Origin of the sequence: Mesorhizobium sophorae (genome assembly GCF_002270415.1) — a bacterium.
Taxonomy (GTDB): domain Bacteria; phylum Pseudomonadota; class Alphaproteobacteria; order Rhizobiales; family Rhizobiaceae; genus Mesorhizobium; species Mesorhizobium sophorae.
On the sequence record NZ_NNRI01000008.1, the window covers coordinates 532,190 to 553,625 of the forward strand.

Below are 21,436 nucleotides of genomic sequence, written 5' to 3' on the forward strand. Positions count from 1 at the left end.
CAGCCCGTCCTCCGTGCCCGCTCTGGCCGGCTTGCTGCACCAAACCACGCGACTGCGGCTAAACATGCTGCTCGGCTCCTAAGCCCGCCTCTTCACCTCAGTCTTGCGTTCGCGCCTCGCCGCCCAATACGTCAATCCGGTATCCCTCAAGATGGCCACCCCGTATCATCGGGCAGGCAAGCGTCTAACAGCAGGGAGAGCGAACGACACCGGCAAAAGGCCGCGCCATGGTTACGCGGCGTTACCGTTACGTACTTGTGTGTGCCACCGATGGGCGAGACCCTTGCTGACGATTGCCGTCGTCAGAATGGAGGACTGGCAAATGATCCGTATGCTGCTTGCCGTGCTGAACTTCGAGTAACGGTCAACTTGCGGTCTGACTGAGGTACACCAGCGCTCCGGTTCGTCCTGACGCGAACGTGGAAAGAGTGTCGGAAAGGCTGGAACCGGCGATTGACAGCGTGGAGCGGCGACATGACCTTCATCGACATCTTCGCCTGGATCGTCCTCCTCGTCGTCATAGCGACACTTGTTGCGGTCGTCGTGGCGCTGGGAGCAATGCCGGGCCGTATTGCACGCAAGCGGGGCCATCCCTGGGCGCAAGCGGTGGCAGTTGGTAGCTGGGCAACCTTGATCTTCGGCTTCGTTTTCTGGCCGCTGGTGCTGATCTGGGCCTATGTCGACTTCCCGGAAAAGCGGGACGCGACCAAATGATCGTCGTCCTTCTCAATGGTTACATTGCGCTTCTCGCCCTCTTCGTCTGGCTGAGGTTCATCCCATTCAACCTGTTTTGGAAGCTGTCCCCGGTCATCGTGCTGCTGGCTCTTCTCATCGGCCTGTTCATCCCGATGGGATGGGGAGCGCCGTCCGGGCCAGCCGCAGTGCAGCGCAACTCCGTACAGATCATTCCGTCCGTGGCGGGCGAAGTCATCGACGTCCCTGTGCTTGCTAACACGCCGCTCAAGGCAGGCGATGTTCTTTTCCGCATCGACCCGACGATCTACGAGGCACAGGTTCGCGGCATCGAGGCGCAGCTCAAGCTGGCGGAGCTGCGGCTTGGTCAGTTCTCACAGCTTCAGAAGAACGATGTCGGACGCGCCTTCGATGTCGAGCAGCGCCAGGCCGAGCGTGACCAGCTTCAGGCGGAGCTCGACGCGGCGAAATGGAACCTCGACAAGACGAACGTTCGTGCGCCAACCGACGGCTATGTGACGAACCTCGCCCTTCGCAAAGGAGCGCGCGTCAACGGCCAATCACCCGTCATGGCCTTCATCGACACATTCGACACCATCTTTGGCGCCGAGATAGCGCAGAACAATGCGCGCTACATCGAGGCTGGTCAGCCGGTCGAGGTCACGTTCAAGACGCTTCCCGGCGAGGTCTTTGAAGGCAAAGTCGAGACGGTAATTCAGGCGATTGCCACCGGGCAGTCGCAGCCGGGAGGCCTCGCAGTGGCGCCGTCGGAGGTGCTGGCGTCTCCCTTTGTAGTGCGCTTCAAACTCGACGATCCGTCGGTCGGGCACCGGCTACCAGCGGGAAGCACTGGCGTTGCCGCCATTTACACCGATCATGTCAAGGCGGCGCATGTGATAAGGCAAGTTGTACTCAGACAAAGTGCCATCCTGAACTACGTCAACCCGTTCTGAACCGGACCGCGCCGGCCAGAGGTGCAGCAACAGGTCAAGGCGCTCGCCTACTTGCGCCCGATTGGTTCGAGGCGCTTGGCCAGCCTCGCGAGCGTCGAGCGTGAGCAGTTAGTGGCCTTCACGATGGTGCTCCAGCTCTGGCGCTTGCGCAGCAAGTCCATGATGGCCTCGTTGCGTTCGGCATCCTCAGGGCGACCCTTCATCTTTCCCTCAGCCTTGGCCTTGGCGATCCCCTGAGCCTGCCTGCGGCGACGGTCGTCGTAGTCCTTGCGGGCGATGGCGGCGAGCATGTCGAGCAGCATCCCGTTGATCGAATCGAACATCCGCCCGGTGAAGGCGTCCTCGGTCTTCAACATCATGTGCGAAGGCGGCAAATCCAGCGCCACGACCTTGACCTCTCGGTCCTTGATCTGACGGGTTGTCAGTGGTGCCCCTAGCCGGGATCGAACCAGCACTCCTTGCGGAACTCGATTTTGAGTCGAGCGCGTCTACCAATTCCGCCATAGGGGCTCAGGCCGGGCGGCCTGGATGGGCGCGGACTATACGGTTGGAGGCCTGTTCGTCAACTGGCCAATTGTCGATGGCCCGGATGCGACCAAACTTCACCTTTCGATTTCGTGACGGCGCTGCCATTGTGCAGCGCGGAAAATCTTTCTAGACAGGCGGCGCATCAAAGCGAGGCGCTTCCCACTGGATGGATGGCGCGCGCTTTGGGTCTTTGTTTGTGCATGCCCTTTGGTTTGTGCATGCCAATGTCCCGATACCGCTGCGCACCGTTTGGGCGACACGCATAGGAGTGCCGATGCTTCGCGGACTTTACGACTGGACCTTGTCGCTGGCGGCAAGGAAATCCGCGGAATGGTGGCTTGCCATCATCGCCTTCATTGAGAGCTCGTTCTTCTTCGTACCGGCCGATGTGCTCTATCTGCCGATGGCGTTGGCACGCCCCGACCGCGCCTACCGCTATGCGCTGACCGCCACGGCCGCCTCGGTGCTGGGCGGCATCGCCGGCTGGATGATCGGCTACTTCGCCTACGACGCCATCGCCCGTCCGATCCTGGAGCATTTCGGCGGCCTATCGACCTTCGAGCGCTGGCAGAATTCTGGCACTGGCCTGATGCTGGTGCTGCTCGTTACGTCCGGTCTCGCGCACCTGCCGCCGATCAAGGTCGTCACCATCCTTGCCGGCGCCCTGCACGTCAATTTGCTGATCTTCATCATCTCGGCAATCGTCGCGCGCGGCGCCCGCTTCCTGCTGCTGGCCTGGCTGCTGCGCCGCTATGGCGAACCGATCCGCGAATTCATCGAAAAGCGTCTCGGACTGATCGCCGGCGCCGGCGCGGCTGCCCTGATTTTGCTCTATATCCTCGTCAAATACGCGTTCTAGTCCTGTCGCCCAAAAGTGCCCGGCGCTGTTGGGACAAGGACAGGGACAAAGAGCGCGGCGAACTCAACGGACGAAGAACACGATGACAGCGACCATGAATGCCGACACCGGACGCCAGCGGACGCGCACCGCCTTGTTTCTCGCCGTCGCGATGGCCGCTACCGTGGGCTCGGCGCTGGGCTTCCAGTATCTCGGCGGCTACATTCCCTGCCACCTCTGCCTTGAGCAGCGCACGCCCTACTACATCGGCGCGCCGCTGATGCTGCTGGCGGTGCTTGCATCCATGCTGCACGCGCCGGCATGGCTGACGCGCGGCCTGCTGGCCATAGGCGGCCTGCTGATGCTCTACGGCCTCTATCTCGGTGTCTATCACTCCGGCGTAGAATGGCAGTGGTGGGCCGGCCCGACCGATTGCACCGCCGGCGCCGGGCCAGTCGACACCGGCGGCAAGGGCGTGCTCGACGCGCTCGACAAATTCGTGCCGCCGTCCTGCGACAAGGCGGCGCTGCGCATCCTCGGCCTGTCGCTGGCAGGCTGGAACGCCATCGCCAGCCTCGTTCTGGCCGCCGTCGCCTTCCGCGGCGCTTTTACGCGCGACTGAGCAAGCAAGTTTGAGATGCCTTAGACTTGCTCGACACCAAGGATGTGTATCGCTCCGTGTTCTCCGAGATGTGCGGCGAGACAGTCCCAGAATTCGTCGACTAAGGCCTTTCCGTCGGCGTCAAAGTCATTTTGTGCAATAAGCAGAAGTTTCCCATCGGCATAAGTGCAACTGGGGCGCTCGTGCCATGTCCGATGGGCGCGAAACTCCTCCTCTATGTCCATAGGAGCTTGCGGACCCGACGCCGGCGCAACGTCACGACACTCAATCGCAATCTTGAACATATGTCGGCCAATCGTCCAAAGGTGCGGCGCTGACCCTACGGTTCCAGCTCGACATCCCAATAGAGATAATCCATCCAGCTTTCGTGCAGATGGTTGGGCGGGAACAGGCGGCCGTTGTTGTGCAAATCGTGCACCGTCGGCTGGAAGGGTTTCTGCAGCGGCCACATCTTGGCATGCGCCGGCATCATGCCGCCCTTCCTGAGATTGCAGGGCGAACAGGCGGCAACGACATTCTCCCACGTCGTCGCGCCACCGCGATGGCGGGGGATGACGTGATCGAAAGTCAGGTCCTCCGGCGTGCCGCAATACTGGCACTGGAAGCGGTCGCGCAGGAAGACGTTGAAGCGAGTGAAGGCCGGGTGCCTGGACGGCTTCACATAGGCCTTCAGGCTGACGACGCTCGGCAGCTTCATCGAGAAGGTCGGCGAGGAGACGGCGTGCTCGTATTCGGCGACGATGTTCACCCGGTCGAGGAACACCGCCTTGATGGCATCCTGCCAGGACCAGAGCGACAGAGGGTAATAGCTGAGCGGACGGTAATCCGCATTCAGCACCAGTGCTGGAAGCCCATCCGGAGATACGGCGACCGTCACGTGTTTACCTCCTTGGTTCTAGACCCGAACGGCGCGGATACTGTAAGCCTGACATGACAGGGATGTGAAGCGGATTGTCGCGCCGCTGAAGCGCCAAAAATGCGTGATTTTCATGCCTTTTTGCGGATTAAGCCGGCGGCGCGGCTTCCCGACCTCTGGTTTCGCGATAATAGGACCAGAAAAGCCGCGATGCGACACCTCGCCACGGGCTCCATGATTCGGCCAGTGCGATCAGTGTTTTCTCCGGCGGACGCGGCTCGATGCCGAGCGCGTGACCGACCGCGCTCTGCAAGGCAACGTCGCGCGCCGGAAAAATGTCGGGGTGGCCGGCGGCGAACAAGAGATACACTTCCGCCGTCCACGGGCCGATCCCGGACACCGCCGTCATCGTCGTAATCGCCTCCTGGGCATCGAGCGAACAGAGGTGATGGAGGTCGAGCCCGTCGGCCACCGCCTGGGCAATGGCGATCAGCCCACGCTGCTTCGGCCGCGACAGGCCGGCCTCGCGAAACATGTCTTCGCCGGCGGCAAGAATCGCCTGCGGCGTCAGCGGATCGACGAGTTTGGTCAGCCGGCCGAAGATCGCATCGGCGCTGGCTCGGGACACTTGCTGCGAGACGATGATCGAGGCCAGGCTCCGGAACCCGGGCTCGGAAAGCCGCAGCGGCACCTCGCCAGCCATGCCGCGCACCTTTTCCAGGCGCGGGTCGATCAGGCAAAGCGCATCGAGCCCCCGGGCAATGTCGTCTGATGTGGCGATGCGCTGCATGTTTCTTGTTCCTTGACCCTCGACAGGGTAGCAATTGGCGAAGCGCCGCAAAACCTGATTGCCGCCGGACAAATGACACTCCTGACATTCCGCTTCGCCCCGAGCCCCAACGGCGACTTGCATCTCGGCCACGCCTATTCGGCGCTGCTCAATCAAAAATTGGCTGACGCCGCCGGCGGCCGCCTGCTGCTGCGCATCGAGGATATCGACACGACGCGCTGCACGCCGCAATTCGAGGCCGGCGTGCTTGCCGATCTGAAGTGGCTGGGGCTTGGCTGGGAACAGCCGGTGCGCCGCCAGTCCGAGCATTTCGCGGAATACGAGACGACACTTGACCGGCTGATTCGGGACGAACTCGTCTATCCCGCCTTCATGAGCCGTGGCGAGATCCGGGCCTTCATCACCGACAGCGAACAGCGCGGACGCGACTGGCCTCGCGATCCAGATGGCGTGCCACTCTACCCCGCCGCCGACAAGGCGCTGCCGGTGAAGGAGCGCAAGCGACGGATCGCCGAGAACGCGCCCTTCGCCTGGCGGCTGGATATCGATGCCGCCGTGGCCCGTGTCGGCAAGGACCTGTCATGGACCGAATTCAGCGATGAGGCGCTCGTTGCGACACGCACGATCGAAGCCAAGCCGCAGGACTGGGGCGACGTGATCGTGGCGCGCCGCGACATCCCGACCAGCTATCACCTCGCCGTCGTCATGGACGATGCCCTGCAAGGCGTCAGCCATGTCGTGCGCGGCCAGGACCTGTTTTCCGCCACCGGCGTGCAGCGCCTGCTGCAGGAACTCCTCGGACTGCCGCAGCCGGCCTATTTCCATCATCGCCTCATCCTCGGGCCGGATGGACGAAAGCTGTCCAAGAGCCTCGGCGACACCGGCCTTGCCGCCTTGCGCCATGCCGGCGCATCGCCGGACGACATCAGGCGGATGGTCGGCCTTTGAGCCTGGCGGGCCAGAGAAACCGCGTGGCGAATTCGGGTCATGTCGGTTTGAACTTTGCCCCGTCGTCAATTGCCATCAATCGACCGTCGCGTGCCGGTCAAAACTTCTGTATGCTGGGCGCCAAGCGGTGGAGGCTTCCATGAAGCGACATCTGACTGACGAAGAAAAGGCGCGCGTTTGCGACAGGCTGACGGCAATCGAGGGCGCCAAGTACCCGGACCATATCGTTTCGGTCATGGTGGGCAACGAGACCGACGACAACGGCGATCCGGTATGGTCGGTGGTCAAGTCGTTTGACGACAGGGAAGCGGTCTATGGGCACAGCCCGCTTATCAAGTGGCCGGGGTGCAGCTGGTAACAGAGATCAGTCTCCCGAAATTTCGAACTGAGCCGAATTCGCCGTCGGTTGAATTCCAGTGATGTATGGATCAATCGTTTCGTTTTGCGCGCCGGCTTGAACCGCATTAGAGCAGCGCCACGATCAACTCTCCCCAGTGCGGCGGTCTCCCGAACATGCACAGCATCAAGCGGTTCATCCCCGCCACCTTCGTTGTCCTGTGGGCAACCGGCTTCATCGGCGCGCGCTACGCCATGCCGTGGGCCGAGCCGTTCACCTTTCTTGCCGGGCGTTTTGTGCTGGCTGCGATCCTGCTCGCCGTCCTGATGGTCGTACTGGGTTCGAAGAGAGCCACCCGCATTGAAGCGCTGCACGCCACCGGCGCCGGCATCCTGATGCATGGCGTCTATCTCGGCGCCGTCTTCTGGGCCATCCACCGGGGCATGCCGGCCGGATTTTCGGCCCTCATCGTCGGCCTGCAGCCGCTGATCACGGCCGTGCTTGCCGGCAAGTTTCTCGGCGAGGCGATCCTGCCGCGCCACTGGGCCGGCCTTGGCATCGGCCTCATCGGCATCGTCATCGTGCTGTGGCCAAAGCTCGGCGCGCTCGGCGGTGGCGTGACGGCGGCGACGCTGACCGCCTCGCTGGTCTCGGTGCTCGGCATGAGTGCAGGTACGATCTGGCAGAAGCGTTTTGCCTCGGGCGGCGACCTCGTCGCGGCGACCATGTGGCAATATGTCGGCGGCGCCTCTTTGATGATCCTGGCTTCGCTCGCCTTCGAGACACGCACCGTCGTCATCAACGGCGAATTGATCTTCGCCATGGCCTGGCTGGTGCTGGTGCTGTCGCTCGGCGCCATCTTCCTGTTGATGGTGATGATCCGCGACGGCGAGATGTCGAAAGTGGCCTCGCTGTTCTACCTGGTGTCGGCGGTGACGGCCATCATCGCCTGGGCCCTGTTCGACGAGCAGCTCAACGCGCTGCAGATTGTCGGCATGGCGATCACGACATTCGGCGTCGGCCTGGCAACGGCTCGACAGACCAAGCCTCGGCCTTTCAATCAACCGACTCGGGCGCGCGCCTCCAGATAGCGGCTGATCGCGGCATTGAGTTCGCCGCCGAGGATGAAGATCGCCGAGAGCATATAAAGGAAGACCACCGCGATCATGATCGAGGCGAGGCCGGCATAGGTCGTCACATAAGACGAGAAGTGATCGAGATAGGTGGCGAAGACGGTCGAACCGACGAGCCATGCCGCCAGCGTGAAGATGATGCCCGGTATGATCGAGACAAAGCGGCGCCTGCCCGCCGGCAGCCAGAAATGCACGGCAAACAATCCGCCGACGATGACCACCGAGGCGATGACGTAGCGCCACAGCGTGATCGTGCCCATGTAGGGCTTGATCCCTTCGATATGGGCTTCCGCGAGCCGCGCCAGCAGTGGCGCGAACACCAGGAGCACGCTGATCGCCAGGAAACCGGCCGTCGCGATCAGAACGAAGATGATGCTCTGCACCCGGCGGTAGATGATGCCGCGCGTTTCCGAGACGCGATAGGCGCGGTTGAGCGACGTGCGCAACGCCTCGATGCCGTTCGAGGCAAAGTAGGCGGCAAGCAGCACGCCGTAGGTCAACAGGTCGGTGCGCCTGACGGTCAGCACATTGAGCACCTCGCGCGCGATCGGCTTGGCGATCTGCTCGGGCCAGGTGTCGAAGACCAGATGCACGGCCGTGTCCGAGAACGCCTGCGCGCCGAGGAAGCTCGCCAGCGTCGTGGCGAAAATCAGGAATGGAAACAGCGCCATCAGCGAGGTGATCGCCAGATGGCTGGCCATCGCCCAGCCGTCATCGGTGTTGAAATGGCCGAGCGCGTCGTAGAGCACGCGGCGCAGGGCGACAATATTCCGCAGCAAGAACCCGCGCTCCCTTCGATTGTCTCGACGCCGCGAATATGGGAAGGGATTGCAGCAAATGGCAACCCTTGGTAAACCCACGAACAGTCAGGCGCGAGCGTTGCGCTCGATCATCGTCACCGGCGCCTCTTCGGGAATAGGCGCCTACTGCGCCCGCGCGTTGAAAGCTGAAGGCTGGCGGGTGTTCGCGACAGCACGCAAACCGGAAGACATCGCCGCTCTCGAAACGGACGGCATAGAGGCCTTCTATCTCGACTACACTGAAGCAGCATCCATCGAAGCGCTGGTCGCATCGGTTCTGGATCGCACAGGCGGCCGGCTCGACGCCTTGTTCAACAATGGCGCCTACGCGCAAGCCGGCGCCGTCGAGGACCTGCCGGTGGCGGCGCTCAAGCAGCAATTCGAGGCAAATTTCTTCGGCTGGCATGACCTGACCCGGCGGCTGGTGCCGGTGATGCGACGCCAGGGCCATGGCCGCATCGTCCACTGCTCGTCGATCCTCGGCCTCGCGCCGGTGCGCTTTCGCGGCGCCTATTCGGCTTCGAAACACGCGCTGGAGGGTCTGATGCTGTGCCTGCATCAGGAACTCAGGGGCAGCGGCATCCATGTCTCGCTAATCGAACCCGGGCCGGTAACGTCGAAAATCGCCAGCAATGCACTGCCATGGTTCCTGCAGAACATCGATCACGAGAATTCGGTCCACCGCCTAGACTATGAGGCGCAACTGGCAAGGTTGCGGGCCGGCGGCAGCCAATCGGCATTGAAGCCCGGGCCGGAAGTGGTACATGCGGCGCTGCGCCATGCGCTTCTGTCGCGGCGCCCGCGCCCGCACTATGTGGTAACAGTGCCGGCTAAGATCGGTGCGGCGCTCAAACGCATCCTGCCCGCATCGATGCTCTACCGCTTCCTTGCCAAACGCGCCTGAACCAACCGAACTGGGAACACACCATGGCAACCGTCTTCAACATCCTCGCCATTCTGGTCATGGTCGCCGTGGTGATCGTGCTCGTTCGCGGTCTCATCAACATGATGCGTGGCGGGTCCGGCGTCACCTCGAACAAGCTGATGCAGGCGCGTGTTCTGCTGCAGGCCGTGGCGCTAGCGCTGATCCTGCTGGCGGTGTATTTCACCCGCAAGTGAGGCCGTTCGGGAGGCGATGTGGTCAAGCTCAACAAGATCTACACCCGCACCGGCGATGATGGCACCACCGGTCTCGGCACCGGCGAACGGCGGCTGAAATCGGACCTGCGGGTGGACGCCTACGGCACGGTCGACGAAGCCAATGCCTGCATCGGCATCGCCCGGGTCCACACGGCAGTCACCCACCCGGTGATCGACGCCATGCTTTGCCGCATCCAGAACGATCTCTTCGACCTCGGCGCCGATCTCGCCGTGCCCGATGACGGCAAGCCGCTCGGCTATGAGCCGCTGCGCATCATCGCCACGCAGACCGACCGGGTCGAAAAGGATATCGACCTGCTCAACAAGGATCTTCATCCGCTCAGATCCTTCGTGCTGAACGGCGGCACGCCGGCCGCCGCCGCCCTGCATCTCGCCCGCACCGTGGCGCGGCGGGCCGAACGGCTGATGGTGGCCCTGGCCCAGGATCCCCGCGAGCACGCCAACCCCGACGGGCTGAAATACATCAACCGCGTCTCGGATTTCCTGTTTGTCGCCGCCCGGGCGGTCAATGACAATGGAAATGCCGACGTGCTATGGGTTCCCGGCAAGAACCGCTGAACTGTCCGAAAGCGCGAGGGGGCCAGGGGACCGATGTTCATCCCGCTTTACGACACCAACAGGCTGCGGCACATCCGCCTGCAATATGTGACGATCGGGTTGATCGTGGTCAACGCCCTGGTCTACTTCGCCACCGCGCTCGGCGGCGAGAATTTCTCCAATGCCGCCGTGCTCGGCCTCGGCTTCATCCCGGCCGTCGTCCATGACACCGCTGAGCTCGATCCTCGCTTTGTCGTCGTCCCCGAAAGCCTGAGCTACCTCACCTATTCCTTCCTGCATGCCGACATCTTCCACCTCGGCGGCAACATGTTGTTCCTGTGGGTGTTCGGCGACAATGTCGAGGACGCCCTCGGCCACGTCCGCTACCTCATCTTCTATCTGTTGTGCGCGATCGCCGGAGCCGCCTTCCAGGGCCTCATCGCCTGGGATTCGCAGGTGCCGCTGATCGGTGCGTCCGGCGCCATCGCCGGCGTGGTCGTCGCCTATCTGATCCTTTATCCGCGCGTGAAGGTGTGGGTGCTGGCCTTTGCCCGCATCCCGCTGCGCATTCCGGCCTTCATCCCGCTGGTCCTGTGGGTGGCGTTCCAGGTGGTGATGTTTGCCGCAGGCGGTGAGGACCGGATTTCATGGGCCTGCCACATCGGCGGCATCATCGCCGGCGCCATTCTGGTGCTTGTCTTGCGCAGCCGCGGCGTGCCGCTGTTTGCCGGCCCCGACGAGGATGTCCCTGTCGCTCCCGCTGACCAGCCTGCGGCCGAACCGGTGACCCCCGACCCGCCTGCCGCGACGCCACGCTGGGGGCGGGGAAACGCTTCCGGTTCGGATTGAACCGATTTGAGCGCCTTGCCGCATATTGACGTGCAGGGTTGCCGCAACTACGGAAACGTCTCCGTCGCAGCCTAAGGCGGTCAAAGACCAGAATTTCCATCCGGAATGTCGGCTTTCGACAACTCAGAAAGGGCGCAGGCTGTTATAGCGCGCCTAATTATCTTGAAGAGGTGACAGGCAATGAAGATCCTTGTGCCCGTAAAGCGGGTTGTGGATGCGAACGTCAAGGTTCGCGTGAAGGCTGATGGTTCGGCGGTGGAACTCGCCAACGTCAAGATGGCGATGAACCCGTTCGACGAGATCGCGGTTGAAGAGGCGATCCGGCTGAAGGAGGCCGGCAAGGCCGAAGAGATCATCGTTGTTTCGATCGGTCCGCAGCAGGCGCAGGAAACCTTGCGCACCGCGCTTGCCATGGGTGCCGACCGCGCCATCCTGGTCAAGACCGACGAACAGACCGAGCCGCTCGGCGTCGCCAAGGTGCTGAAGGGCGTCGTCGACGCCGAACAGCCCGGCCTCGTCATCCTCGGCAAGCAGGCGATCGACGACGATTCCAACCAGACCGGCCAGATGCTGGCGGCCCTGCTTGGCTGGGCGCAGGGCACCTTCGCCTCCAAGGTGGTGATCGACGGCGACAAGGCCAAGGTGACGCGCGAAGTCGACGGCGGCCTGCAGACGGTGGAGCTGAAGATGCCGGCGATCGTGACCGCCGACCTTCGCCTCAACCAGCCGCGCTACGCCTCGCTGCCCAACATCATGAAGGCCAAGAAGAAGCAGCTCGACGAGAAGAGCCCGGCCGACTACGGCGCCGACGTCAAGCCGCGGCTGAAGGTCATCAAGACCGAGGAGCCGAGCGGCCGCAAGGCAGGCGTCAAGGTCAAGAGCGTCGCCGAACTGGTCGACAAGCTCAAGAACGAAGCCGGCGTTTTGTAAGCGATCGGGAAAGGAACACGAAAATGGCTATTCTTCTGATTGCTGAACACGACAACGCGACCCTTTCCGACCAGACCGCCAAGGCGCTCTCCGCGGCCCTGCAGATCGGTTCGGACGTGCATGTGCTGGTTGCCGGCAAGGGCGCCAAGGGGGCAGCCGACGCCGCAGCCAAGCTGAAGGGCGTGAGCAAGGTGCTGCTGGCCGAGGCCGACGAGCTTGCCGAGCGCCTCGCCGAACCGACCGCAGCACTCGTTGTGTCGCTCGCGGGCGGTTACGACACCATCATCGCGCCGGCGACCTCGTCGGGCAAGAATGTCGCGCCGCGCGTGGCGGCCCTGCTCGATGTCGCGCAGGTCTCCGAGATCATCGAAGTCGTCTCGCCCGACACGTTCAAGCGGCCGATTTACGCCGGCAACGCCATCCAGACGGTGCAGTCGACCGACGCCAAGAAGGTTATCACTGTCCGCACCGCCTCCTTCCAGGCAGCCCCCGAGGGCGGATCGGCCGCGGTCGAGACCGCGAAGGCGGCGGCCAATCCCGGCCTCTCCACCTTCGTCGAGAACAAGCTCTCGGAGACCGACCGTCCGGAACTGACTTCGGCCAAGATCATCATCTCGGGTGGTCGCGCGCTGGGCTCCTCGGAGAAGTTCCAGGAAGTCATCCTGCCGGTCGCCGACAAGCTTGGTGCCGCCGTCGGCGCTTCGCGCGCCGCGGTGGATGCCGGCTATGCGCCGAACGACTGGCAGGTCGGCCAGACCGGCAAGGTCGTTGCCCCCGATCTCTACATCGCGGTCGGCATCTCCGGCGCCATCCAGCACCTCGCCGGCATGAAGGATTCGAAGGTCATCGTCGCCATCAACAAGGACGAGGAGGCGCCGATTTTCCAGGTCGCCGACTATGGCCTCGTCGGCGACCTCTTCGTCATCCTGCCGGAACTGCAAAAGGCGCTTTGACGCTCTCTGCCAAAGCGTATTAAATAGTGAAGGGTGGGGTAGACGAAGTCGCCCCGCCCTTTTAGTTTGCACCGCACAAAAAGCAGGCCGCAAAGGCCTTTTGACGGGATCGGTGTAATGAGCAAGATCGAGACGATCGGCATCATCGGCGCGGGCCAGATGGGCGGCGGCATCGCCCATGTCTCCGCGCTTTCGGGCTACAAGGTGCTGATCTACGACATATCGCCCGATCGCATCGAGAAGGGCATCGCCACCATCAGCGGCAACATGGCCCGCCAGGTAGGGTCAGGCAAGCTCGACGAGAAGGTGCGCAACGAGGCGATGGCGCGCATCGCCTCCGCCCCGGCGATGGCCGATCTTGCCGGCGCCGATCTGGTGATCGAGGCGGCGACCGAGGACGAGACGGTCAAGCGCAAGATCTACGCACAGCTCTGTCCGCAGCTTAATCCCGAAGCCATCCTGGCGACCAACACCTCGTCGATCTCGATCACGCGGCTTGCCGCGCAGACCGACCGGCCGGAGCGATTCATCGGCATCCATTTCATGAACCCGGTGCCGCTGATGAAGCTGGTCGAGCTGGTGCGCGGCATCGCCACCGAGGACCAGACCTTCGAGGCGGCGAAGACCTATGTGAAGCAGCTCGACAAGACGATCACGGTCTCGGAGGATTTCCCGGCCTTCATCGTCAACCGAATCCTGCTGCCGATGATCAACGAGGCGATTTACACGCTCTATGAGGGTGTCGGCTCGGTCGACGCCATCGACACCGCCATGCGGCTCGGCGCCAACCATCCGATGGGCCCGCTGCAGCTGGCCGATTTCATCGGGCTGGATACCTGCCTGTCGATCATGCAGGTGTTGCATGACGGCTTGTCGGATTCGAAATACCGCCCCTGCCCGCTGCTGGTCAAATATGTCGAGGCGGGCTGGCTCGGCCGCAAGACCGGACGTGGTTTCTACGACTATCGCGGCGAGCATCCCGTTCCGACGCGCTAATCAGGTCTGGAAGCTGATCGGTCGGGATCAGGAGGCCGCGGCCAGCGGCTCGGGCGGTTCCATTCTGTCGTCCATGACCTCGCCGTCCGGCGCCACGCAAACGCAGCCGCGGCCGGCCGCCTTGGCCGCATAGCAAGCGGCGTCGGCCCTGGCGATGATCTCGTCGACTTCGCCGCAACTGGCGCCGATCGCAGCCAGGCCGATGCTGGCGCCGATCACGTGAGGACGGCCATCCCAGGCGAAGTCCAGGCCGCGTATCGCATCGATGATAGATCGCGCCGCGATCTTGGCGCCGGCAGCCGAACCCGATTTCAGGACGACCGCGAATTCGTCGCCGCCCAGGCGCGCGACCATGTCTTCGGGACCAAGCACACCGCGAACCGCCTCGGCAACCCGCTTGAGCAAGGCATCGCCGGCTGCATGGCCGCCGGTGTCGTTGACCAGTTTGAAGTGGTCGAGGTCAATGAACATGAACTGATATCCGCTGTCTGTGCCCGAGATGCCGCCCTTGCGCGCCTGATCGACCAGGTCCTCCATGGCGCGGATGAAGCTCGAGCGATTGGCAAGGCCGGTCAGGGCATCATGCGCGGCCGCGTGGGCGAGCTGGCGCTGCAGCGCGCGCGCGTCGGTGAAGTCCTGGAAGACGATGACCAGCCCGCAGAACTCGTTCCGCTCGTTGATGATCGGCGACACCACCTGGCGGATGCTGCAGCGCGTATCGTCGCGCCGGATCAGGACGGCGCGGCTGTTCTGGTCGGCGGGCGCCTGGCCGCCGCCGATGGCCGGCCGGGTGACGCCGATCCTGTGCCCCGTCTCTTCGTCGACCGCCCAGTAGACATGGCCAAGCATCTTGCCGAGGGCCTCGCCACCGGCAACCCCGGTCAGCTTTTCGGCAACCGGGTTCATGAAGGTGACGCGGTTTGCGGCATCGGTGCAGATGACGGCATCGCCGATCGACTGCAGCGTCACCCTCAGCCGCTCCTTCTCATCGGCCAGCATCGCCGCCGATACGGTGAGGCGTGCTTCCGCCTCCTTGCGCCGGGTAATGTCGGTCAGGCTGCCGATGGCCCTGACCAGCCGCCCCTCCTCGTCACGCTCGATGGCCTTGCCGCGGTCGAGGATCCATATCCAGTGGCCATCCTTGTGGCGCATCCTGAATTCGGCTTCGAAGTAGGGTGTCTTGCCGTCGAGATGGGCGCGATCCGCCTCGGCGACGGTCTGGCGATCGTCGGGATGGATCATCGTCAGCCAGCAGTTGGGATCACCGTCGAGCTCGCCTTCGTCAAAGCCCAGCATCTTGACCCAGGTCTCGGAGTACGTCGTCCCGCCCTTGCGCATGTCGAGATCCCAGACGCCCTGGCCGGCACCGGCAAGCGCGAAATTCCAGCGCGTTTCGGCTTCGGCAATGCGCGCCTCGGCCTGCTTGCGGGCGTCGATGTCCTCGATCTGCGAGACGAGATAGAGCGGACGGCCGCTCCTTTCGTCACGGATGACGGAGCCGGCAAGATGCGCCCAGACGGGTGTGCCATCCTTCCTGAGATAGCGTTTCTCGAAGTGGAAGGAATTGACCGTGCCTGCTTTCAGACCGGCCATCGTGTCCCGGCCGATCTGGATATCGTCGGGATGCGTGATCTGGAAGAAGGTCAGCGCCTCGATCTCCGCGCGGCTGTAGCCAAGCATGGCGGCGAAGGCCGGATTGGTCTGGAGAATGCGCCCGTCGAGGCCGACAACGGCGATACCGATCGCCGAATCCTCCATGGCGCGGCGGAAGCGCTGCTCGCTCTCCGCGATCTGCCGGCGATCCTCGCTGATCCGGCGGATGCACAGGGCGGCAATGAAAAGCGCACCCGCCGCCACCGCCACCGAAACCTGCATGCAGAGCTTCACCGCCTCGGTGCCGGGATCCAGTCGCGACAGCAGGATCGAGGCTGCCACGACGCAGAGGCCGGCCACGAGCAGCGCCAACCCTGCGTGCCCAAAAGATCTTCGGCCGGTCAATCCTCGCCCCATCACGATACGTGGCACCCCCGTGCGCAAACGCATGTTGTTGCGCCGACCTTGGCGGATCGATTTTAAGGAATGGTTGCGTGCGGCATGCCGGCGCGATCGGTAATCGACAAACAATTGCCGGCATGATTAAGGATCGGTGTGCAGGGGGGCGCGACTAAGCAATTCCAGGAAAAGTGTGAAGCGGTTTTCCGTCCGGAATTGCGTCAAACAAAACAGATGGAGCGGTTCGGCGTTTCCGTGAACCGCTCCGGGCGCCGCGCTACCAGCGCACGAAAAACCGCCCGCCGAGCGCGCCAAGCAGCGCGAGGAAGGCAATCGCTATCGTGTACCAGGTGGCGACGAAAAGCGGCGAATCGTCGAAGCAGTGCGCGGCGTAGAAGGTCGCCGCCAGCCCGCCCGCAAGCAGGCCCGCGACCGCACCGGCAAGCACCGGCCGTGTCGGCGCGCCGTAGCGCAGCATCCACAGGAAAATGGCAAGCGGGCCAATGCCGATCAGCGGAATGAAGCCCATGCAGATCATCATGTTGGAGCCGACCATCCTTGTGCCCCAGTCGGCCTCGGGCACGGCAAGCAGCTCAAGAACCACGGCCAAGGCTACCAACAACGGCGCGGCGATCATCCCGGCCATTGCGCTGCTGGTCGGCGCACCGGGTGTCGACAACGCGCGGATCAGGGCAAAGGCGCTGACGGCAAGCACGATGGTGAAGACGAATTTGGAGAGAAAGCGCATCGTGTGCGCGGCGACCATGAAATCGGGGCGCGGGCCGATCGTCAGCAGGAAAACGATGGCCGCGATAACCGCCGCCGCACCGGCGGCCATCCACCAGGCCGATTGCAGCGGCATCGCCTTGCTGCGGGCATCGGCGTCCAGCGCTTTGATGAGATCGTCCGTCCTCATGTCATTCCCGCCCGAATCGCCCCTGCCCGAATCGCTTGGCTATCGCGGCAAGTCCCCGATGCAGCGACACGCGCACCGCCGTCTCGCTGATCCCGAACTTGGCCGCCGTCTCGCCGATTGACTGCCCCTCCACCGACACGGCAGAGACCACGGAACGCTGTGCCGGCGACAGGCCGTCCAATGCCCGGTTGATGTCGCGTTCGCTGACGCTCTCCTGTTCCGGTTCGGCGAAGGTCTCGGCGATATCGTCGACATCGATCTCGATGCGCCGTCCGCGCCGCCGGAACGCGTCGATCAGCTTGAAGCGGGCGATCGCATAAACCCACGGCAACACTGGCGCATCCTGGCGCCAGGTATGTCGTTTCACATGAATGGCCAGCAAGGTTTCCTGCACGACATCCTCGGGATCGACCCCGCCCTGCACGATCTTGCGCCTGACAAAACCGCGAACCAGCGCGGCAATCCGGCGCAGAAAGTCGGCGTAAGCCTTTTCATCTCCCGCGATCGCGGCCCGCATCAGCCGGGAAAGCTCGGCCTCATCCTTGCCGGTCACAAGAGTTACTCCCCGATTTTCGCGTCTCGGCGGTGATTTGTTACGTGGCCGGCGAAATAATGTCCAAGCCAAATTACCGGCAAATCACGAAAGTTTGCGTCTCGGCGTTCGATCAAAATCGGCAAGGCAATGTTGACTATCCCTGTCAGGTATTGGTAGGTGCAGCCGTGACAGACGCAAGACCCCCGAGATCGAGGACAATGCCATGAAATATGCTCTTTCCACCCTCGTCGGCGCCACCGCGCTGGCAATCAGCCTGATCGCCGGCCCGGCGATGGCGGAAGATGATGGCATCATTGTCTACAACGCCCAGCACGAGAACCTGACCAAGGCGTGGGCCGAAGGCTTCACCAAGGAAACCGGCATCAAGGTCACAGTCCGCAATGGCGGCGACAGCGACTTCTCCAACCAGATCGTCGCCGAAGGCGCGGCCTCGCCGGCCGACGTATTCCTGACCGAAAACTCGCCGGCCATGGCGCTGGTCGAAAGTGCCGGCCTGTTCGCGCCGGTCGACGCCGACACGCTGGCCCAGGTTCCCAACGATTATCAGGCGGCCAGCGGCAAATGGGTCGGCGTCGCGGCACGCAGCACCGTCTTTGCCTACAACAAGACCAAGCTGACGGCCGACCAGCTGCCCAAGTCGATGCTCGATCTCGCCGATCCGAGCTGGAAGGGCCGCTGGGCCGCCTCGCCGTCGGGCGCCGATTTCCAGGCCATAGTCAGTGCGCTGCTGCAGCTCAAGGGCGAAGCCGCCACCGCGGACTGGCTGAAGGCGATGAAGGCGAATTTCACCGCCTACAAGGGCAACAGCACGGTGATGAAAGCGGTCAATGCCGGTGAGATCGAAGGCGGCGTGATCTACCACTATTACTATTTCGGCGATCAGGCCAAGACCGGCGAAAACAGCAAGAATGTCGAACTGCATTATTTCAAGAACCAGGATCCGGGCGCGTTCGTTTCGATCTCCGGCGGCGGCGTGCTGGCCTCGAGCAAGCATCCGAAGGACGCCCAGGCGTTCCTGAAGTGGGTGACAGGCAAGGGCGGCCAGGAGATCTTGAAGACTGGCGATTCCTTCGAATACGCGGTCGGCAAGGGTGCAGAGTCCAATCCGAAGCTGGTGCCGCTGGCCGATCTGCAGGCACCCAAGGTCGATGCCACGACGCTGAACTCCAAGAAGGTCACCGACCTGATGACGGCAGCCGGCTTGCTTTAGTTGCCATTCCTCCTAAAAGGACAACCAACCACGCTCCCGCGGGAATTAGCCTTCCGCGGGAGTGATTTTGTTTTTCGAGATGGCATTCGTCGATGACGCCACGCTGTGTTCCCGACCGCAATTGCGGTCCTTCAACTGCTGCCGCTGGACGGCACCGGCACGGCGTCTGACCTGATGCAGTCTGCGGCCGATCTCGCGCGCTCGGGCCTGCCTGTGGGCACAGGCCGAAGGGCTCGGCGACGCGCGGCACCCTGGCTGGTCATCGCCGCCCTCTTCGTTTCGCTGCTGGCGCTGCTGCCGCTTGCCTTCATCATCTGGACCGCGGTGCAGACCGGCTGGGAAACCGTCTCGGCACTGGTCTTCCGGCCGCGTGTCGGCGAGCTTCTGGTCAACACGGTCCTGCTGGTCTTGCTGGCCGTGCCGATCGCCGTCGTGTTGTCGGTGGCGCTGGCCTGGCTGACCGAGCGCAGCGACCTGCCTGGCGCCCGGCTCTGGGCCTGGCTGTGCGTGGCGCCGCTCGCCATTCCGGCTTTTGTGCACAGCTACGCCTGGATCACCATGGTGCCCAGGCTGCACGGTCTGGGAGCTGGCGTGCTGGTTTCCGTCATCGCCTATTTCCCGTTCCTCTATCTGCCGGTGTCGGCGGCATTGCGCCGTCTCGATCCCGCCCTCGAGGACGCCGCGGCAGCGCTCGGCCTTGGGCCATGGCGCGTATTCTGGCGCGTCGTGCTGCCGCAACTCAGGCTTGCCATCTGCGGCGGCTCGCTGCTGGTCGGGCTGCATCTGCTGGCCGAGTACGGCCTCTATGTCTTCATCCGCTTCGACACCTTCACCACGGCGATCGTCGACCAGTTCCAGTCGACCTTCAACGGACCGGCGGCCAACATGCTGGCCGGCGTGCTGGTGAGTTGCTGTTTCGTGCTTCTGGGCCTCGAAGTGCTGGTGCGCGGCGAAGAGCGCTATGCGCGCGTTGGCTCCGGCGCCGCACGACACCAGCAGCGCGCGCCCCTCGGCCGCGCCACCATCCCGTGCCTGGCCTTGCTTGTCGCCACCACGCTGCTGGCGCTTGGCGTGCCTTTCGTCACCATCGGCGGCTGGCTTGCCGCCGGCGGCACCGCTGTATGGCGCTTCGACGAGATCGGGCTGGCCCTCGGCCAGACGCTGTTCCTGGCGCTCGCCGGCGCTTTGCTCGCCACCGTCGCCGCCATGCCGATGGCCTGGATCTCGATCCGCGCGCCCGGGCCATTGCAGCGCCTGCTGGAGGGCTGCACCTACATCGTCGGCTCGTTGCCCGGGGTCGTCATCGCGCTGGCGCTGGTCACCATAACCGTGCGCATCGCCATGCCCCTCTACCAGACCCTGTTCACCATCCTGGTGGCTTATGCGCTGATGTTCCTGCCGCGCGCGCTGGTCAGCCTGCGCGCATCGATCGCGCAGGCGCCGGTCGAACTCGAGCGCGCTGCTTCCAGTCTCGGCCGGCCGCCGCTGCAGGCGCTGTGGTCGACGACGATCCGCCTGTCGGCGCCAGGTGCCGCGGCCGGCATGGCGCTGGTGGCGCTCGGCATCATGAACGAACTGACGGCCACCCAGATGCTGGCGCCGAACGGCACCCGCACGCTGGCGATGGCGTTCTGGTCCTACAGCGGCGAGATTGATTATGCCTCGGCCGCCCCTTACGCCTTCATCATGGTGGCGATGTCGCTCCCCCTGACCTGGCTGCTCTATGTCCAGTCGAAACGGATGGCCGGACGATGAGCTTTCTCGAAATCAGCGGCCTGCACAAGCATTACGGCCCGGTGGCGGCACTTGCCGGCGTCGATCTGAGCGTCGTCAGCGGCAGCCGCACGGCGATCGTCGGCCCGTCCGGTTGCGGCAAGACGACCTTGCTACGGCTGATCGCCGGCTTCGAGGCGCCGGACCAGGGTCGCATCACGCTCGATGGCGAGGTGCTGGCCAAGGACGGCAGCGCGGTGCCGGCGCATCGTCGAGGCATCGGCGTGGTGGCGCAGGACGGCGCGCTGTTCCCGCACCTGACCATTGGCGACAATATTGGTTTCGGCATGGGTCGCGGCGAGGACAAGCGCGCCGAGCGCATCGCAGAACTCGCCTACATTGTCGGGCTCGACAAGGCGATCCTCAAACGCCGCCCCCATCAACTCTCCGGCGGCCAGCAGCAGCGCGTGGCGCTCGCCCGCGCCATGGCGATGAAGCCACGGCTGATGCTTCTCGACGAGCCGTTCTCGGCCCTGGATACCGGCCTGCGCGCCTCCATGCGCAAGGCCGTGGCCGAACTCCTGGAGGCGGCCGGCATCACCACCATCCTGGTGACACACGACCAGGCCGAGGCGCTGTCCTTCGCCAGCCAGGTGGCGGTGATGCGCGACGGCAAGTTCTCGCAGGTCGGTACGCCGCGCGAGCTCTACCTCAAGCCGAAGGACAGGATGATCGCCGAGTTCCTCGGCGATGCCATCATCCTGCCGGCAAAGATATCAGGCGGCTTCGCCTACTCTCCGCTCGGCCGCATCGCCGTCGATACGTCGGACAGCCGCGATGTTGTCCGCATCATGCTGCGGCCGGAGCAGATTGCCTTGAAGCGGACATCGCGCGAAGGCATGTCGGGCACCCCTGACATGCTGTTCGGCGAAGTGACGGAATCAGAATTCGCCGGCTCGATGTGCACGGTCGCGGTGCGGCTTCTGAACAGCGCCGATCCGCCCGACGCCGCCGCGATCGGCAACACGCCGCTGATCCTGCGCAAATCGGGCATGGACGCGCCGGCGGTCGGCGAGATCGTCCGGCTGACCGTATCGGGAACGGCGCACGTGTTCGCCTGAACGG

General features: G+C 63.8%; 24 protein-coding genes and 1 tRNA gene. 17 read left to right on the forward strand and 8 right to left on the reverse strand.

The features are described from left to right. Window positions 1-474: 474 nt before the first annotated feature. Together CGZ66_RS14790 and CGZ66_RS14795 are read left to right on the forward strand one after the other, a co-directional pair. Window positions 475-714 (forward strand): DUF3302 domain-containing protein, encoded by a 240-nt coding sequence (locus CGZ66_RS14790; protein WP_095084844.1) that lies wholly within the window; start codon window positions 475-477, stop codon window positions 712-714. Continuing rightward, entirely contained in the window at window positions 711-1,646 is a 936-nt protein-coding gene (locus CGZ66_RS14795) for an HlyD family secretion protein (RefSeq protein ID WP_095084845.1), read from the forward strand. Before CGZ66_RS14790 ends, CGZ66_RS14795 begins: the two co-directional genes overlap by 4 nt. 47 nt (window positions 1,647-1,693) lie before the next feature. Here the strand turns inward: CGZ66_RS14795 and CGZ66_RS14800 are convergent, their stop codons facing one another. Further along, on the reverse strand, window positions 1,694-2,032 hold the full coding sequence (locus tag CGZ66_RS14800; RefSeq protein ID WP_245331099.1) for a helix-turn-helix domain-containing protein: 339 nt from the start codon (window positions 2,030-2,032) through the stop codon (window positions 1,694-1,696). Window positions 2,033-2,071: 39 nt separating this feature from the next. Next, a tRNA-Leu gene (locus CGZ66_RS14805) sits at window positions 2,072-2,156 on the reverse strand. 292 nt (window positions 2,157-2,448) lie between these two features. Here CGZ66_RS14805 and CGZ66_RS14810 point away from each other — a divergent pair. Further along, on the forward strand, window positions 2,449-3,033 hold the full coding sequence (locus CGZ66_RS14810) for a YqaA family protein (protein ID WP_095085018.1): 585 nt from the start codon (window positions 2,449-2,451) through the stop codon (window positions 3,031-3,033). A gap of 82 nt (window positions 3,034-3,115) precedes the next feature. Continuing rightward, a complete protein-coding gene (locus CGZ66_RS14815; RefSeq protein ID WP_095084846.1) occupies window positions 3,116-3,634 on the forward strand; it encodes a disulfide bond formation protein B in 519 nt (172 codons plus the stop codon). Window positions 3,635-3,953: 319 nt separating this feature from the next. On the opposite strand, the gene CGZ66_RS14825 is transcribed toward CGZ66_RS14815, so the two are convergent. Both CGZ66_RS14825 and CGZ66_RS14830 read right to left on the reverse strand, forming a co-directional pair. Continuing rightward, complete coding sequence (locus CGZ66_RS14825) at window positions 3,954-4,511, reverse strand: HNH endonuclease (protein WP_006328497.1); 558 nt, start codon at window positions 4,509-4,511, stop codon at window positions 3,954-3,956. Between the two features lie 127 nt (window positions 4,512-4,638). Next, window positions 4,639-5,280, reverse strand: a complete 642-nt coding sequence (locus CGZ66_RS14830) for a DNA-3-methyladenine glycosylase family protein (RefSeq protein WP_095084848.1) — start codon at window positions 5,278-5,280, stop codon at window positions 4,639-4,641. Between the two features lie 72 nt (window positions 5,281-5,352). On the opposite strand from CGZ66_RS14830, the gene gluQRS reads away from it, so the two are divergent. The 3 genes from gluQRS (at window position 5,353) to CGZ66_RS14845 (ending at window position 7,656) form a co-directional block, all read left to right on the forward strand. Continuing rightward, on the forward strand, window positions 5,353-6,228 hold the full coding sequence (gluQRS, locus tag CGZ66_RS14835; RefSeq protein WP_095084849.1) for a tRNA glutamyl-Q(34) synthetase GluQRS: 876 nt from the start codon (window positions 5,353-5,355) through the stop codon (window positions 6,226-6,228). 139 nt (window positions 6,229-6,367) lie between these two features. Next, entirely contained in the window at window positions 6,368-6,586 is a 219-nt protein-coding gene (locus tag CGZ66_RS14840) for a hypothetical protein (RefSeq protein WP_095084850.1), read from the forward strand. A 155-nt stretch (window positions 6,587-6,741) separates the two neighbouring features. Continuing rightward, window positions 6,742-7,656, forward strand: coding sequence for a DMT family transporter (locus CGZ66_RS14845; protein ID WP_095084851.1), 915 nt, complete (start codon window positions 6,742-6,744; stop codon window positions 7,654-7,656). Here the strand turns inward: CGZ66_RS14845 and CGZ66_RS14850 are convergent. Further along, on the reverse strand, window positions 7,626-8,477 hold the full coding sequence (locus CGZ66_RS14850) for a YihY/virulence factor BrkB family protein (protein WP_095084852.1): 852 nt from the start codon (window positions 8,475-8,477) through the stop codon (window positions 7,626-7,628). The genes CGZ66_RS14845 and CGZ66_RS14850 overlap by 31 nt on opposite strands. Window positions 8,478-8,535: 58 nt before the next feature. On the opposite strand from CGZ66_RS14850, the gene CGZ66_RS14855 reads away from it, so the two are divergent. The 7 genes from CGZ66_RS14855 (at window position 8,536) to CGZ66_RS14885 (ending at window position 13,924) form a co-directional block, all read left to right on the forward strand. After that, a complete protein-coding gene (locus CGZ66_RS14855; RefSeq protein ID WP_095084853.1) occupies window positions 8,536-9,402 on the forward strand; it encodes an SDR family oxidoreductase in 867 nt (288 codons plus the stop codon). A 23-nt stretch (window positions 9,403-9,425) separates the two neighbouring features. Then, on the forward strand, window positions 9,426-9,617 hold the full coding sequence (locus CGZ66_RS14860; RefSeq protein ID WP_095084854.1) for a twin transmembrane helix small protein: 192 nt from the start codon (window positions 9,426-9,428) through the stop codon (window positions 9,615-9,617). 18 nt (window positions 9,618-9,635) lie between these two features. Further along, the gene (locus CGZ66_RS14865; protein ID WP_095084855.1) at window positions 9,636-10,217 is read left to right on the forward strand and encodes a cob(I)yrinic acid a,c-diamide adenosyltransferase; all 582 of its coding nucleotides are present in this window, start codon (window positions 9,636-9,638) and stop codon (window positions 10,215-10,217) included. A 33-nt stretch (window positions 10,218-10,250) separates the two neighbouring features. Continuing rightward, window positions 10,251-11,045, forward strand: coding sequence for a rhomboid family intramembrane serine protease (locus CGZ66_RS14870; protein ID WP_095084856.1), 795 nt, complete (start codon window positions 10,251-10,253; stop codon window positions 11,043-11,045). Window positions 11,046-11,225: 180 nt separating this feature from the next. Beyond that, window positions 11,226-11,975, forward strand: a complete 750-nt coding sequence (locus tag CGZ66_RS14875) for an electron transfer flavoprotein subunit beta/FixA family protein (RefSeq protein ID WP_095084857.1) — start codon at window positions 11,226-11,228, stop codon at window positions 11,973-11,975. A 23-nt stretch (window positions 11,976-11,998) separates the two neighbouring features. Next, window positions 11,999-12,928, forward strand: a complete 930-nt coding sequence (locus CGZ66_RS14880) for an electron transfer flavoprotein subunit alpha/FixB family protein (RefSeq protein ID WP_095084858.1) — start codon at window positions 11,999-12,001, stop codon at window positions 12,926-12,928. A 117-nt stretch (window positions 12,929-13,045) separates the two neighbouring features. Next, window positions 13,046-13,924 carry a 3-hydroxybutyryl-CoA dehydrogenase gene (locus CGZ66_RS14885; protein WP_095084859.1) on the forward strand — a complete coding sequence of 293 codons (879 nt, stop codon included), beginning with the start codon at window positions 13,046-13,048 and terminating at the stop codon, window positions 13,922-13,924. Between the two features lie 27 nt (window positions 13,925-13,951). Here the strand turns inward: CGZ66_RS14885 and CGZ66_RS14890 are convergent, their stop codons facing one another. The 3 genes from CGZ66_RS14890 to CGZ66_RS14900 all read right to left on the reverse strand — a co-directional run bounded on the left by CGZ66_RS14890 (window position 13,952) and on the right by CGZ66_RS14900 (window position 17,385). Further along, the gene (locus CGZ66_RS14890; RefSeq protein ID WP_425352292.1) at window positions 13,952-15,934 is read right to left on the reverse strand and encodes a PAS domain S-box protein; all 1,983 of its coding nucleotides are present in this window, start codon (window positions 15,932-15,934) and stop codon (window positions 13,952-13,954) included. Between the two features lie 259 nt (window positions 15,935-16,193). Continuing rightward, the gene (locus CGZ66_RS14895; protein ID WP_095084861.1) at window positions 16,194-16,832 is read right to left on the reverse strand and encodes an NrsF family protein; all 639 of its coding nucleotides are present in this window, start codon (window positions 16,830-16,832) and stop codon (window positions 16,194-16,196) included. Window position 16,833: 1 nt separating this feature from the next. Continuing rightward, window positions 16,834-17,385 (reverse strand): sigma-70 family RNA polymerase sigma factor, encoded by a 552-nt coding sequence (locus CGZ66_RS14900; protein ID WP_095084862.1) that lies wholly within the window; start codon window positions 17,383-17,385, stop codon window positions 16,834-16,836. A gap of 205 nt (window positions 17,386-17,590) precedes the next feature. Between CGZ66_RS14900 and CGZ66_RS14905 the strand changes: the two genes are divergently transcribed. The 3 genes from CGZ66_RS14905 (at window position 17,591) to CGZ66_RS14915 (ending at window position 21,432) form a co-directional block, all read left to right on the forward strand. Continuing rightward, on the forward strand, window positions 17,591-18,598 hold the full coding sequence (locus tag CGZ66_RS14905) for an iron ABC transporter substrate-binding protein (protein WP_095084863.1): 1,008 nt from the start codon (window positions 17,591-17,593) through the stop codon (window positions 18,596-18,598). Between the two features lie 174 nt (window positions 18,599-18,772). Further along, a complete protein-coding gene (locus tag CGZ66_RS14910) occupies window positions 18,773-20,353 on the forward strand; it encodes an ABC transporter permease (protein WP_167392121.1) in 1,581 nt (526 codons plus the stop codon). Then, window positions 20,350-21,432, forward strand: a complete 1,083-nt coding sequence (locus tag CGZ66_RS14915; protein WP_095084865.1) for an ABC transporter ATP-binding protein — start codon at window positions 20,350-20,352, stop codon at window positions 21,430-21,432. The genes CGZ66_RS14910 and CGZ66_RS14915 overlap by 4 nt, the downstream gene beginning before the upstream one ends. Window positions 21,433-21,436 lie beyond the last annotated feature (4 nt).